The sequence below is a fragment of the Mesorhizobium sp. W016 genome, from assembly GCF_054719485.1.
Window position 1 is genome coordinate 5,686,739 of sequence record NZ_JBTTIF010000002.1, and the last position, 13,735, is coordinate 5,700,473.

14 protein-coding genes are annotated in these 13,735 nt (G+C 63.7%); 8 read left to right on the forward strand and 6 right to left on the reverse strand.

The window, feature by feature from the left end:
• Nucleotides 1-389: 389 nt before the first annotated feature.
• On the reverse strand, nucleotides 390-1,028 hold the full coding sequence (locus ACYG9V_RS27880) for an isochorismatase family protein (protein WP_023748141.1): 639 nt from the start codon (nucleotides 1,026-1,028) through the stop codon (nucleotides 390-392).
• A gap of 126 nt (nucleotides 1,029-1,154) precedes the next feature.
• Between ACYG9V_RS27880 and ACYG9V_RS27885 the strand changes: the two genes are divergently transcribed.
• The gene (locus ACYG9V_RS27885; RefSeq protein WP_023669983.1) at nucleotides 1,155-2,150 is read left to right on the forward strand and encodes a GlxA family transcriptional regulator; all 996 of its coding nucleotides are present in this window, start codon (nucleotides 1,155-1,157) and stop codon (nucleotides 2,148-2,150) included.
• Nucleotides 2,151-2,165: 15 nt separating this feature from the next.
• Here ACYG9V_RS27885 and ACYG9V_RS27890 read toward each other — a convergent pair whose 3' ends face one another.
• On the reverse strand, nucleotides 2,166-2,723 hold the full coding sequence (locus ACYG9V_RS27890) for a sugar O-acetyltransferase (RefSeq protein WP_352762362.1): 558 nt from the start codon (nucleotides 2,721-2,723) through the stop codon (nucleotides 2,166-2,168).
• A 154-nt stretch (nucleotides 2,724-2,877) separates the two neighbouring features.
• On the opposite strand from ACYG9V_RS27890, the gene ACYG9V_RS27895 reads away from it, so the two are divergent.
• The 4 genes from ACYG9V_RS27895 (at nucleotide 2,878) to ACYG9V_RS27910 (ending at nucleotide 7,167) form a co-directional block, all read left to right on the forward strand.
• Nucleotides 2,878-3,339: a membrane protein gene (locus ACYG9V_RS27895; protein WP_023686170.1), complete on the forward strand. Its 462-nt coding sequence runs from the start codon at nucleotides 2,878-2,880 to the stop codon at nucleotides 3,337-3,339.
• Nucleotides 3,336-4,727 carry an FAD-containing oxidoreductase gene (locus ACYG9V_RS27900; protein WP_023686171.1) on the forward strand — a complete coding sequence of 464 codons (1,392 nt, stop codon included), beginning with the start codon at nucleotides 3,336-3,338 and terminating at the stop codon, nucleotides 4,725-4,727. Before ACYG9V_RS27895 ends, ACYG9V_RS27900 begins: the two co-directional genes overlap by 4 nt.
• Nucleotides 4,728-4,841: 114 nt before the next feature.
• Nucleotides 4,842-6,020: an MFS transporter gene (locus ACYG9V_RS27905; RefSeq protein WP_352762364.1), complete on the forward strand. Its 1,179-nt coding sequence runs from the start codon at nucleotides 4,842-4,844 to the stop codon at nucleotides 6,018-6,020.
• A gap of 91 nt (nucleotides 6,021-6,111) precedes the next feature.
• Nucleotides 6,112-7,167 carry a succinylglutamate desuccinylase/aspartoacylase family protein gene (locus ACYG9V_RS27910; RefSeq protein ID WP_352762366.1) on the forward strand — a complete coding sequence of 352 codons (1,056 nt, stop codon included), beginning with the start codon at nucleotides 6,112-6,114 and terminating at the stop codon, nucleotides 7,165-7,167.
• Nucleotide 7,168: 1 nt separating this feature from the next.
• Here ACYG9V_RS27910 and ACYG9V_RS27915 read toward each other — a convergent pair whose 3' ends face one another.
• Nucleotides 7,169-7,939, reverse strand: a complete 771-nt coding sequence (locus ACYG9V_RS27915; RefSeq protein ID WP_352513958.1) for an isocitrate lyase/PEP mutase family protein — start codon at nucleotides 7,937-7,939, stop codon at nucleotides 7,169-7,171.
• 322 nt (nucleotides 7,940-8,261) lie between these two features.
• On the opposite strand from ACYG9V_RS27915, the gene ACYG9V_RS27920 reads away from it, so the two are divergent.
• Both ACYG9V_RS27920 and ACYG9V_RS27925 read left to right on the forward strand, forming a co-directional pair.
• Nucleotides 8,262-10,451, forward strand: a complete 2,190-nt coding sequence (locus tag ACYG9V_RS27920; protein ID WP_352762368.1) for an anthranilate synthase — start codon at nucleotides 8,262-8,264, stop codon at nucleotides 10,449-10,451.
• A 5-nt stretch (nucleotides 10,452-10,456) separates the two neighbouring features.
• Nucleotides 10,457-11,404 (forward strand): cation diffusion facilitator family transporter, encoded by a 948-nt coding sequence (locus tag ACYG9V_RS27925; protein WP_023751269.1) that lies wholly within the window; start codon nucleotides 10,457-10,459, stop codon nucleotides 11,402-11,404.
• A gap of 6 nt (nucleotides 11,405-11,410) precedes the next feature.
• Here the strand turns inward: ACYG9V_RS27925 and ACYG9V_RS27930 are convergent, their stop codons facing one another.
• From ACYG9V_RS27930 to ACYG9V_RS27940, 3 genes are all read right to left on the reverse strand, one after another.
• Complete coding sequence (locus ACYG9V_RS27930; RefSeq protein WP_023744268.1) at nucleotides 11,411-11,797, reverse strand: type II toxin-antitoxin system VapC family toxin; 387 nt, start codon at nucleotides 11,795-11,797, stop codon at nucleotides 11,411-11,413.
• The gene (locus ACYG9V_RS27935) at nucleotides 11,794-12,039 is read right to left on the reverse strand and encodes an antitoxin (protein WP_023724992.1); all 246 of its coding nucleotides are present in this window, start codon (nucleotides 12,037-12,039) and stop codon (nucleotides 11,794-11,796) included. Before ACYG9V_RS27935 ends, ACYG9V_RS27930 begins: the two co-directional genes overlap by 4 nt.
• 65 nt (nucleotides 12,040-12,104) lie before the next feature.
• Nucleotides 12,105-13,193: a hypothetical protein gene (locus ACYG9V_RS27940; RefSeq protein WP_352762369.1), complete on the reverse strand. Its 1,089-nt coding sequence runs from the start codon at nucleotides 13,191-13,193 to the stop codon at nucleotides 12,105-12,107.
• A 99-nt stretch (nucleotides 13,194-13,292) separates the two neighbouring features.
• Between ACYG9V_RS27940 and ACYG9V_RS27945 the strand changes: the two genes are divergently transcribed.
• Nucleotides 13,293-13,721: a DsrE family protein gene (locus tag ACYG9V_RS27945; RefSeq protein WP_023683648.1), complete on the forward strand. Its 429-nt coding sequence runs from the start codon at nucleotides 13,293-13,295 to the stop codon at nucleotides 13,719-13,721.
• Nucleotides 13,722-13,735: the final 14 nt, after the last annotated feature.

Here is a 13,735-nt window from a genome sequence, read left to right on the forward strand (position 1 = left end):
GTCCCCGGCGCGTGCGGAGGGACCTGGGCGAAAGCGGGCCATGGCAAGAGTGCCGCGGCACCAGCCAAGGCGAGAACGACTGTAGTTCGTGCAATTCGCGCTTTCACTTGTTTCTCCCGGGGAAGTCTACCCCGTCCCACCCCTTGATCCAGATATACCGTTCCTCGGAGAGAGGCCTTCGTCTGTGAAAGACTTCACTCTGTTCTCCAGTTCCCCATCCTGAGATAGAGCCCGATCTGAGTTTCTTGCGTTTAGCCGGCTCATCATCCCGAAAGTGAATGGGCCCAGCCGAAAAGACTTCCAAACGAGGCCACGCCCCGGTGTTCGTGATCAGGAACGCCAAAGGGCGCCGCAGACTGCGGCGCCCCTGTTCCTTCGCGGCAATTTGCCTATGCAGCGTTGCGCGCCAGCGCGCGCTGGTTGGACGCATAGGGCGTGTCGCGTTCGGGCAAAGCACCGGTCTTCAGGCAATCGATCCATTCGGCGGTCTTGAGCACGGCCGCAAAGCGCGACTGCAGGATGATGGACACCACGCGGTGGATCTCCTCGGCCGAGGCGTAGCCGGCGCTGTTGGCGTAAGGCAGCGAACCGGTGGCGTCGGACAGGAACTCGACCGCAAAGCCGACATGCGCGGCGTGGATGATGCTCGACAGGTCGCAATTATGCGTCATGTAGCCGATCACCGTTATCGTATCGATGGTATTGGCGCGCAGCCACGCCTCGAGGTCGGTGCCGGCAAAGGCGCTAGGCAGTGACTTCTCGACATAGTGATCGCGGCTTCGCCGGGCGATCTCGGGATGCAGTTCGCCGCCATGGCTGCCCTTGGCGAAGACTGGCGAGGTCTCGGGCGCCATCTGCTTGACGACCACCACCTTCACGCCGGCCGCAGCGGCGGCATCCATAGCGCGCGCGACATTGACGACGCTGTCGCGGAACGGCGGATACTGGATGGCGAGGTTGCCGCCATCATAATCGTTCTGGACATCGATGACGATGAGCGCGCGGCGCGGCGTGATATTGGCGGACATGGTGTTCTCCTTCGGGCTTGAATGGGATAGGTCGAAAATAGGCGGATCGCCCGACTGCCAAAGTGGCCCGATTGACATCATTCGAAAGAATTAGGACAATTCGCTTTTCGCTTGCTGGAAACACGCATGGCCGACCCGATCATTGCCGTTCTCGCCTTTGACGGCATCAGCCCGTTCCACCTCTCCGTGCCGTGCGTGGTGTTCGGCACCGACCGCACCAAGCTTGGCTTGCCGCGTTTCGACTTTCGCGTCTGCGCGCTCGACGATGGAGCGATCCACACCGATGCCGGGCTGACCATCGCGGTGCCGTATGGCCTTTCCGCATTCGACGATGCCGACATCGTCATCATTCCGAGCTGGAAGGATCTCGAGGCCCCACTTCCGCCGCCGCTCCTGGCAGCGCTCACCCACGCGCACCGGCGCGGTGCGGTGATCGTCGGCCTCTGTCTCGGCACCTTCGCCATTGCCGCCGCCGGGCTGCTTGCGGGCCGGCGTGCGACGACACATTGGGCCTCCACCGACCGGCTGCAAACATTATACCCGGACATCGAAGTCGACGCCGACGTGCTCTATGTCGACGACGGCGACATCGTCACCTCGGCCGGCGTCGCCGCCGGGCTCGATTGCTGCCTGCACATTGTGCGCGCCCGCTATGGCGCAGAGGTAGCGCTGCGGCTGGCCAGGCACATCGTGCTGTCGCCGCACCGGCAGGGTGGGCAAGCGCAGTTCATCGAGCGCCCGCTGGCGAAAACCCCGGCCACCGACCGCTTCACCCTGGCGCTCGACACGGTGCGGGCAACGCTCGGACAAACGCACAACCTCGACCGCGTCGCGGAGGCCGCGGGCCTGACCCGGCGCACTTTCACCCGCCGTTTCCAGAAATCGATCGGCACCAGCTTTGGCGAATGGTTGGCCGGCCAACGCATCGAACTGGCGCAACGGCTGCTGGAGGCGACGGAAAAATCGATGGACATGGTGGCCTTCGAAGCCGGCTTCGGCAGCGCCACCTCGCTGCGCCAGCATTTCGCCGCACGGCTCAAGACGTCACCGGCCCAATACCGGCGTGAATTCTCGCGACGAGCCGGTCCGGACGAGCGCATGGCACGCACGGCTTCATACTGACCGCCCACGACGAGTTCAGCCCCGCTTGACCGCCCGCGCCGGATTGCCGACCACCGTGGTGTTGTCAGGGACGTCGCGCGTCACCACCGCGCCGGCGCCGACTATGGCGCCATCGCCGATGCTGATGCCGCCGAGGATGATGGCGCTGCCGCCGATCCAGGCGTCATCGCCGATGGTGACCGGCCTGGCAATCTCCAGTCCCGACTGACGGCCAGCGGCCTCCTTGTGGTGCTCGGCGCAGTAGATCTGCACATTGGGGCCGAGAAGCGTCCGCCTGCCGATACGCACCGGCGCGGTATCGAGGATGGTGCAGCCGGCATTGAGGAAGGCGCCGTCGCCGAGATGGATGTTGAAACCGTAGGCGCAGTGGAACGGCGCCTCGATGCGGGAGCCTGCGCCCGCGCTGCCGAGCAGCGCCAATAGCGCCGGGCCGATATTGCCGCGTTGCTGGGGCCGTATCGTATTATGCTCGAACACCGCATCGCGCGCGATCGCCCGCAGCGCCTCCAGTTCGTCGTCGATGCAGGTGTACCATTCGCCTGCAATCATCCTTGTGCGTTCGCTTCCGGCCATCACAGCGACTCCGTCCCTTCGTCATGTTCGACTGGTTACCAAAGTACAATGCTCGCTGATGGAAGAAGCACCATCGCCTACTCTCGTCAAACGTAGGACCTATGCTAGCTTGCCCTCGTGGGCCAGTCCCGGGCCTGCTTTCGAGGGGATCGACATGCTCTATTTGCTTGCACTTCTGATCGGCGTCATTGCCGGTCTTCGCGCCATGACCGCGCCGGGCGCGATCGCCTGGGGCGCCTATCTCGGCTGGCTGCCGGTGGCCGGCACCTGGGCAAGTTTCATGGGCCATTGGGCCGCCGTCGGTATCTTCACCATCCTTGCCATCGTCGAACTGGTCACCGACCAGCTGCCCTCGACGCCGAGCCGCAAGGTTCCGCAGCAATTCGGCGCCCGCATCCTGCTTGGCGCCTTCAGCGGCGCGGTGATCGGCGCCACTGCCGGTTCCACCATTGGCGGCCTGATTGCCGGCGCCATCGGTGCTGTCATCGGCACCTATGGCGGCGGCGAAGCGCGCGGCCGGTTGGCCGCCGCCTTCGGCAAGGATTTGCCTGCCGCCCTCATCGAGGACGCGGTGGCGATCATCGGCGGCCTGCTGATCGTGGCGGCGGTGGTATGACTGCCCAAGCCTCAGACGCCAAGACATACGACGCCATCATCATCGGCGCCGGACAGGCCGGCCCTCCTCTCGCCGGCCGGCTGACGTCAGCCGGCATGAGCGTGGCGCTGATCGAGCGCAAGCTGGTCGGCGGCACCTGCGTCAACACCGGCTGCATGCCGACCAAGACCATGGTCGCCAGCGCCTATGCCGCGCATCTGGCGCGGCGTGCCGCGGACTACGGCGTGACGTTCTCAGGCCCTGTCGGCGTGGACTACAAGAGGATCAAGGCGCGCAAGGACAAGGTCACAAACGACTCCCGCAGCAATCTGGAGACGTGGATCGCCGGCATGAAGGGCTGCACGCTTTATCGCGGCCACGCCCGCTTCGAATCCGCCAACACCGTGCGTGTCGGCGGCGACCTTCTGACCGCCGAAAAGATCTTCCTCAACACCGGCGGCCGCGCCTCGGTGCCCGACCTGCCGGGCGTCAACGACGTCGACTACCTCACCAACTCCTCGATGATGGATCTCGATGTTTTGCCGCGCCATCTTATCGTCGTCGGCGGCAGCTACATCTCTCTTGAATTCGCGCAGATGTTTCGCCGCTTCGGCTCTGAAATCACCGTCATCGAGAAGAGTTCGCGCCTGACCGGCCGCGAGGACGAGGACGTGTCGGCGGCCGTCCTATCGATCCTCGAAAACGAAGCCATAGAAGTCCATGTCGGCGCCGACGACATCCGCTTTGCCAGACAGGGCAAGGAGATCGCCGTGACCTTCTCATCCGGCAAGCCGCCGGCGGTCGGCTCGCATGTGCTTCTGGCACTCGGCCGCACCCCCAACACCGACGATCTCGGCCTCGATAAGGCCGGCGTCGCGGTCGATCTGCGCGGCTTCGTCACCGTCGACGACCAGCTGCGCACCAGCGTGCCCGGCATTTGGGCAATGGGCGACTGCAACGGCAAGGGCGCCTTCACCCACACCTCCTACAACGATTATGAGATCGTTGCCGCCAATCTGCTCGACGACGATCCGCGCAAGGTCAGCGACCGCATCGAGGCCTATGCGCTCTACATCGATCCGCCGCTCGGCCGCTGCGGCATGACCGAGGCGGCGGTGAAGAAATCCGGGCGCAAGGCGCTGGTCGGCCAGCGGCCAATGACCCGCGTCGGCCGCGCCATCGAAAAGGGCGAGACGCAAGGTTTCATGAAGATCCTGGTCGATGCCGACACCAGGCAAATCCTCGGCTGCTCCGTGCTCGGCCCCGGCGGCGACGAGGCGGTGCACTGCGTGCTCGACCTGATGTACGCCAAGGCGCCGGTCGATACGCTGGCGCGCGCCGTGCATATCCACCCCAACGTCTCGGAGCTGTTGCCAACCATCGCCCAGGAGCTGAAGCCGCTCGCCTGACATAGCTCCGCGTCAAGCTCAGCGCTTTCTGCATTGGTGCGTTGCAGCAATGTGCATTGCGCGCGGCAAGGCTCTCGTTCAGTCTGAATTGAACCGATTCAGTCTGGATTTTCCATGCCTTTGCCGATCCTTGCGCTTGCCATTGCGTCCTTTTGCATCGGCACCACCGAATTCGTCATCATGGGCCTGTTGCCGGAGGTTGCGGCCGATCTCGGCGTGTCGATCCCCTCGGCCGGCCTGCTGGTCACCGGCTATGCGCTGGGCGTCGTCTTCGGCGCACCCATCGTTGCCATGGCCACCGCGCATCTGCCGCGCAAGCCAGTGCTGGTCACGCTGACGGCGATGTTCGTCGTCGGCAATCTGCTCTGCGCCATTGCGCCCAATTACTGGCTTCTGATGGCCGCGCGCGTCTTCACCGCGTTTGGTCATGGCGCCTTTTTCGGCATTGGTTCCGTCGTTGCCGCCAGCCTGGTGCCGCGCAACAAGCGCGCCAGCGCCATGGCGATGATGTTCGCGGGATTGACGCTCTCCAACATTCTCGGCGTTCCTGCCGGCACCGCGCTTGGCGAAGCCTTCGGCTGGCGCTCCACCTTCCTTGCCGTCGTCGGCATCGGCCTGATCTCTGTTGCCGCCATCGCCTGGCTGGTGCCATCCAATGTCGTCGAACCGAGCGGCGGCGGCCTGCGCAGCGAACTGCGCGTGCTGGGCAAGCTGCAGGTCTGGCTCGCCATGCTGATCGCCTCGCTGGCCTCGGCCAGCCTGTTTGCCGTCTTCACCTACATCAAGCCCTACCTTACCGATGTCTCCGGCCTGTCGACCTCCGCGGTCACCTGGGTCCTGCTGCTGTTCGGCGCCGGCATGACCATAGGCAACATCATCGGCGGCCGGCTGGCCGACTGGAAATTGATGCCGACGGTCATCGGCACGCTGCTTTTGATGGCAGTTCTGTTTGTCGGCTTCATGCAGTACGGCGCGATCGCCAGCGTCGCCATCGGCATCGTCTTCTTGTGGGGACTGCTGATCTTCGTCGTCGTGCCGCCGCTGCAGATCCGCGTCGTCGAAGCGGCTTCGGAAGGGCCGAACCTCGCCGCCACGCTCAACCAGGGCGCATTCAATGTCGGCAATGCCAGCGGCGCCTGGATCGGCGGCGTGGCTCTGTCGGCCGGCGTTTCCTATGCTCATTTGCCGCTGGTCGGCGCGGTGCTGGCCCTGCTGGCGGTCAGCGTAGCCGTTGTCTCGCAGGCGCTCGAAGGATCGGCGCCGATAAGGCCGGTTCCGGCCGCCGCCGAATAATTCCATTGCGCCCATGGCGGCGCGAACTGGACCAATCGACAGCCCTTCGGCAAAAGTGCATGTGTTCTGCCTCTTATCCTGGAGGCATCCCATGCAGAAATCGATCGAACGCATCGCCGGCGATACCGAAGGCGTTTCCTACGAATTCCCGGTGTTCCGCTTCGCCGGCGCCGACAAGGCAGCACCTTCGGCCTATCTGCAGGCAGCACTCCACGCCGGTGAATTGCCTGGTGTCGTCGCCATCGACGCGCTGATGCCGGCGCTGAACAAGGCCGAAGCGGAAGGCCGCATCAAGGGCAGCATCACGGTCGTGCCCTGGGCCAATCCGATCGGCCGCGCGCAATATCATTTCGGCGAGCACCAGGGCCGCTTTCATCTCGGCACCCGCAACAATTTCAACCGCGGCTTTCCGTTGCTCGCAGCACCGGACGCCAAGCTTTTGCCCGACACCACGCTTGGCACCCCCGACCAGCGATTGAAGACCCGTCTGGTGCAGCTGTCGCTCGGCCACGACATCGTGCTCGACCTGCATTGCGATGACGAGGGCCTTGCCTATCTCTACGTCCACGCCAGCCTGTGGCCGGCGATGGCCGATTGCGCCGCCGCCATGGGTATCGACGCCGTGGTGTTGTGGAGCGAGGACACCGACGGCACCTTCGAGGGCGCCACGATCATGCCCTACCAGAACGTCCCCGCCAACGTGGCGCAACTCGACCGCCGCGTTGCCACCACGGTAGAATGCCGTGGCATGCTGGATGTCGACGGCGCGCTGGCAAGTTCCGATGCCGAAGGCCTTTACCGGCTGCTGGCGGCGCGCGGCGTCATCGCCGATACCGCCCTGCCCGCACCCGGCGCGTTCAAGGGTCTCGTCGCGCCGCTGGAGAACATCGACATGATGCCGGCGCCCCGGGCCGGCGCCATCCTCTACGACGTCAAGCCCGGCGACCGCGTCGCCAAGGGCGCGCGCCTCGCCACCATCGTCCACACACCGGGCGAGGCCGGCGGCCGCACCGAAGTGCTGGCGCCGCAGGACGGCGTCATCCTGACCCGCCGCTCGCGCCGCATCATCCGCGCCGGCGAGGATCTCTTGAAGCTGGTCGGCGACAAGAAGAGCGCCGACGCGAGGTCAGGCACGCTGGAGGACTGAGCTAACCCGAAATCGCCAGCCGCGCCTTGGTCTCCAGCCATTCGGCCATCTGCCGGTACGGCACCGGGCCGTGGCTGACACGGGCGACACCAAGCTCGGCCAGGCGCTGGCGCGGCGGCACGTGCGCCAGCGCGATGATGTTGACCGGCAATGCCGTCGCCTTGCACAGCGCCTCGATCAGACCCTCGTCGCCGAGCCCCGGCGCAAAGAAGCCGCTCGCTCCTGCCTTTTCATAAGCGTGCGCCCGCTCGATGGCCTGGTCGAGCAGCACGCTGTCATGCACATCCGGCTTGGCCTTGAGGAAAATGTCGGTACGGGCGTTGATAAAGGCGGGAATGCCGGAAGCCTTCACCGCCGCCGCTGCCGCCTCGATGCGCTTCACCTGTATGGCGATGTCGTGCAGACCGGCGCCGCCGACGATCTGGTCCTCGAAATTGAAACCGATGGCGCCGGCCTGCAGGGCACGTGTCACCGTCTGGGCGACAGTCACCGGCTCGACGCCGTAGCCGCCTTCGAGGTCCATGGTCACCGGCAGGTCGACTGCCGCCACGATGCGCTTGATGTTGTCCAGCGCCAGCTCCAGCGGAATTTTCTCGCCATCGGCATAACCAAAAGCAGCCGCGACCGGCCAGCTTCCGGTGGCGATCGCCTTGGCGCCCGCCTTCTCGACGATCTTGGCCGAGCCCGGATCCCAGGCATTGTAGAGAACGATCGGGTTGCCCCTGACGTGGAGCGCATGGAACCTGCGTGCGCGCTCGATCTGCTCGGTCATTGCTGTCTTCCCGTCTTTCCGATGTTGGACGAACAGTCTAGGCAGGACCCCAAGCCTTGGCGATGTGCCATGGGCTGCGGAAGCGGCGGCCACAAACAGGCCTTTCAAACCTGTTGCGCATCCGGCTTTTCGCCGCTATGGATTTCGCCCATGAACATGCGCTCGATCAAGACCATTTGGTGGTGGGCTCGCTGACAGCGGCCTGTTCGAACGCGTGCGCGTGAAAATAGAGGGTGGCCGCAACGGAATGTCCGGGCGGCCATTTGTTTTTTCAAAGCCATTCCCGGGTCCGTTGCCCCCAACAAGCCATATGGAGACGGCAATGACGATGAAGGCTCTGGAAAACGGCGCGGAAAGCTTCGTGACCGCAGGTGGTGTCACCATCACCCGCGAACGCCACGACAAGCCTTACGCCGGTGCGATCGATGCCTATGTCGATGGCTTGAACTCGCGCCGTGGTGCGGTGTTTTCCTCGAATTACGAATATCCGGGCCGCTACACACGCTGGGATACGGCCATCATCGATCCGCCGCTGGTGATTTCCGCGCGTGGCCGCGCCATGCGCATCGAGGCGCTGAATGGCCGTGGCGAAGTGCTGCTGCCGGTGATCGGCAAGACGCTGGCCGGCGTTGCCGAGGTGACGATTGCTGAAACCTCGAAAAAGCTGATCCGCCTCGATGTCGCCAAGCCCGGCCGCGTCTTCACAGAGGAAGAGCGCAGCCGCGTCCCCTCTGTGTTTACTGTGCTGCGCGCCATCACCGCTCTGTTCAAGACCGATGAAGACGCCAATCTCGGCCTTTACGGCGCCTTCGGTTACGACCTCGCCTTCCAGTTCGATCCAGTCGACTACAAGCTTGAGCGCAAACAGAGCCAGCGCGATCTCGTGCTGTTCCTGCCTGACGAGATCCTGGTCGTCGACCATTATTCGACCAAGGCCTGGACCGACCGCTACGACTATTCCGGCGACGGTTTTTCAACCGAGGGGCTGCCGCGCGACGAAATTGCCGAACCGTTCAAGACCGCCGACCGCATCCCGCCGCGCGGCGACCATGAGCCGGGCGAATATGCCAATCTGGTGCGCAAGGCGATGGACAGTTTCAAGCGCGGCGACCTGTTCGAGGTCGTGCCCGGGCAGATGTTCTACGAACGCTGCGAGACGCAGCCTTCCGAAATCTCGCGCAAGCTGAAGTCGATCAATCCGTCGCCCTATTCCTTCTTCATCAATCTCGGCGAAAACGAGTATCTGATCGGCGCCTCGCCCGAAATGTTCGTGCGCGTCAATGGCCGCCGCGTCGAGACCTGCCCGATATCCGGCACCATCAAGCGCGGCGACGACGCCATTTCCGACAGCGAGCAGATCCTGAAGCTGCTCAATTCCAAGAAGGATGAATCCGAGCTGACAATGTGCTCGGACGTCGACCGCAACGACAAGTCAAGGGTCTGCGATCCGGGCTCGGTGCGCGTCATCGGCCGCCGCCAGATCGAAATGTATTCGCGCCTGATCCACACCGTCGATCACATCGAAGGGCGCCTGCGCGAAGGCATGGATGCCTTCGACGCCTTCCTGTCGCATGCCTGGGCGGTCACCGTCACCGGTGCGCCGAAACTGTGGGCGATGCGCTTCATCGAGCAGAACGAAAAGAGCCCGCGTGCCTGGTATGGCGGCGCCATCGGCATGGTCAATTTCAACGGCGACATGAACACCGGCCTGACGCTCCGCACCATCCGCATCAAGGACGGCATTGCCGAGGTGCGAGCCGGCGCCACATTGCTCTTCGACAGCATCCCCGAGGAAGAAGAAGCCGAAACCGAACTGAAGGCATCCGCCATGCTCTCCGCCATTCGCGACGCCAAATTGGGCAATGCCGCAGGCGCCGAACGCACCACCGCGCGCGCCGGCGACGGCGTCAACATCCTGCTCGTCGACCACGAGGACTCCTTTGTCCACACACTGGCCAACTATTTCCGCCAGACCGGTGCCAATGTCTCGACCGTGCGTTCGCCGGTGCCGGAAGAAGTCTTCGAACGGCTGAAGCCCGATCTCGTCGTGCTGTCGCCCGGACCGGGCACGCCGAAGGATTTCGACTGCGCCGCGACCATCAAGAACGCCCGCGCCCGCGACCTGCCGATCTTCGGTGTCTGCCTTGGCCTGCAGGCGCTGGCGGAGGCCTATGGCGGCGAACTCAGGCAGTTGCACGTGCCGATGCACGGCAAGCCGTCGCGCATCCGCGTCTCCAAGCCTGGAATCATCTTCTCCGGCCTGCCCAAGGAAGTGACCGTCGGCCGCTACCACTCGATCTTCGCCGATCCGGTGCGGCTGCCCGACGATTTCATCGTCACCGCCGAGACCGAGGATGGCATCATCATGGCCTTCGAACACCGCAAGGAGCCGATCGCCGCCGTCCAGTTCCATCCGGAATCGATCATGACGCTCGGCCACAATGCCGGCATGCGCATCATCGAAAACATCGTTGCGCATCTGCCGCGCAAGGCCAAGGAAAAGGCCGCCTAGAAACGATGGCGGCAACGGACAACATGGCGGCGATCGCAGCGAAGGCAGCGGCCAGGCAAAGGATCGCCAGCCTTGCCTTCTGGTCGATTGTCATCGCCTGCGTGGTGCTCGCGCTCAAGCTTGCCGCATGGTACGTCACCGGCTCCGTTGCGCTCTATTCGGATGCGCTGGAGTCGATCGTCAACGTCATAGCCTCGGCCGCCGCCTATTGGGCGGTCCTGGTCAGCTACAAGCCGGCCGACCAGGACCATCCGTTCGGCCACCACAAGGCCGAGTATTTTTCGGCGGTGCTGGAAGGCGTGCTGATCGTGCTCGCCGCGCTTTTGATCCTCAACGAGGTCTGGCGCTCCTGGCAGACGCCGACCCCGCTCGAACAACCCTGGGAGGGCCTGGCGATCAACGGTGTCGCCACCGTCATCAACGCCTTCTGGGCCTGGACGCTGATCCGCGCCGGGCGCAGCGCAAAATCACCGGCGCTGGTCGCCGACGGCCGGCACATCATGACCGACGTCGTGACCTCGGTCGGCGTCTTCGGCGGCCTCGTCGGCGCTATCCTGACCGGTTGGCAGATCCTCGATCCGGCGCTTGCCGTCATCGTCGCGCTCAACATCCTGTGGCAGGGCTGGCACGTCATCGGCTCGTCGATGAACGGGCTGATGGACCGCGCAGTGGACACGTCCGAACACATGCACATTCGCGACATCATCTCGGCCAATTGCAAGGGCGCGCTGGAGGTTCATGACCTCAAGACCCGCATCGCCGGCCGCGCCACCTTCATCGAGTTCCACCTGGTCGTCGACGCCGACATGACGGTCGGCGCCAGCCACGTCATTTGCGACCGCATCGAGGACGCGCTGAAGGCCGAAATCCCCTCGGTGCGCGTCACCATCCATGTCGAACCGGACGACGAGGCGAAGCTGCCGAAAGGCACGACGGCGGTGCCGTTCGCGTGAGGCGAGTTACCACGTTTCGATAGTGAGATCTTTGATCCGCTCGAATTCCCGGATATTGCGGGTTATCAGCGTGAGGTCCCGAGCACGTGCCTGCCCGCCAATCAGCGCATCGTAGGGACCAATCGGGGTTCCCAGTGCCGCAAGCCCAGCACGAATCTCACCGGCATGTCTCGCGTCGTCTCGGTCGAATTCAAGTACCGGGAACTGCAAGGCTTCGATGCGCGCCAGATTTTGGACCTTTCGCTGGCTCTTTTCAGCGCCGTAGTACAGCTCATGCAAAACGACCGCCGAGAGAGCAAAGTCTTGTGGTGCATGCCGTTTGAGCAAAGCCAGCAGACCCTCGTCGCCCGCGATGACCGCTATGACGGCATTGGTGTCGAGCAGGTAGGTCACTTAAAGAGGTCATCCAAAGCAGGTCGATCCTGACCATCCTGACGCTCCAGCGCTCCCTGGACGAAATCGTCGTCAACCGGTCCGATGACCTGGTCGAGCCATGCCCAATCCTGCGCAAGCGGCTCCAAGATGACAGTTTGCCCATGACGACGGATCGAAACCTCGTCTGCCTCGAACCGAAACTCCTTAGGCAAGCGCACAGCCTGTGACCGGCCTGACCAGAACACCTTTGCCTTGTCCATGTGCTATCCTCAAATGAGATATAGCAAAGATATATACCATGGTAGCGTCATAGACAAGATCGAACTCAACGAGTGCAGGTCGACTGCGGCATAGCCTCCAACCGGTAGACCTTGTCATCGGACTTGGTCTTGCCATCCGCCGAGCACAAATCGACGATCGCCAGGCTGCTGTTGGGATTGGCGAGCATCATGGTGCCGTTGGCCCCGCGCTTGAGGAAGATTTCCTTTTGCGCGATATCGCAGGAAAAGTTGCTCATCTTCGAACTGGCCGCGCAGCGCCATTGATCCGCTTCACCCTGGCAGGAATAGGTCTGCGTGACCTTCGTCCCGTTCTTCCTGGTGGTCACCGAAACGGCGACATCGGAGCCGTCGGGCCAGTTGGCGACATCGCCTGAGGCAAAGGAGGCGAGTTCGACCGGCCCGCGGAAGACCCGGATCGACTGCGTCACCTGGTCGGGATGCGAGGAGAGATGCGCGGCATCGTAGTCTCGCCCGAAACAGAAAGGCTGGTCCGGCTTCAGTCGCTCGCGCAAGGGAGCCCCAAGCGCCGGATCGATCGGGTCGATCTTGGCGAATTCAGCCTGGCAGGTTGCGGCCGGCATCGGGTCGAGGCGGAAATTGTTGTCCTCCGAGCCCAGAGCCTGCCGGTCATATTCGGCTTCGCCCAGTTCGTCTTCCGATCCGGCGTCGAGATAGAGATCGGACGAGACGTCGGTGAGGATCAGGCGGCCTTTGTCATCGAGCTTCAGCGACGCCATGGTGCGGTCGCAGTCCATGCCGCAGCGGATCGGACCTGACTTGCCGTCCTCGGACTCGTGATTGCACCAGCCGCCGGCCCATTGCGGCGCCTTGGCGCCGCGCACCATGGTGGTGAGAAAACCGTTGTAGGAGGTGTCGGCGTTTGCCATCGGCTCCTCGTTCGGATGGCTCACCGGATCATGGCCATAGAGGAAGAAGATCCGCGCCACCTTCTGCTTTGGATGCGCCTTGAGGTGCGCCGCATCATAGACGCGGCCGAAACACGCATCGGCGCCATTCGGGCTGAGTTCGGGTAATTTAAGCGCATCGCCGGCAAGGGCCGAACTTGCAAGCGCGCCGAGCAGCACGCAGCCAAATCCAGCGCTGGCAACAACCTTCCACTTCCTGAACGCCATGTGACGCCTCCTCGCATCGACAGGACGTAACGTCAAGTTATGCTAGTATCATGGCCGCAGCCACGCAATCTGCGGGGAGCGCCAAGCCGAGAGGATGCCATGCGTCGACGCGACATGTTCCGGGCCAGCCTTGCCGGTGCCGCCGGCCTGTTCGGGCTGAGCCGGGCCGCCGCCGCTGAAGACAGACCGAAGGTCGCTTATCACCTCAGCGACCTCGATAAGGTCAACTTCGTGCTCGGCAACATCAAGAACCACTATGAAGGCACCGGCGGCAATGTCGACATCGTGTTGGTCGTGCATGGTCCGGCCCTTGCCGGCTTCAAGTCGAAAGGCCTATCGGCGGCGATCTCGGGACGCTTTGCCGGCCTTGTCCAACAGGGCCTTGAGCCGCATGCCTGCGGCAACACCATGCAAGGCATGGAGATCACGCTTGCCGACCTGCTCGAGGGCTTCCACGCCGCCGACAAGGGCGGCGTCGTCAAGCTCGCCGAACTGCAGCGCCAGGGCTACGCCTATCTCCGGCCCTGAGCCGCCACGGGCTT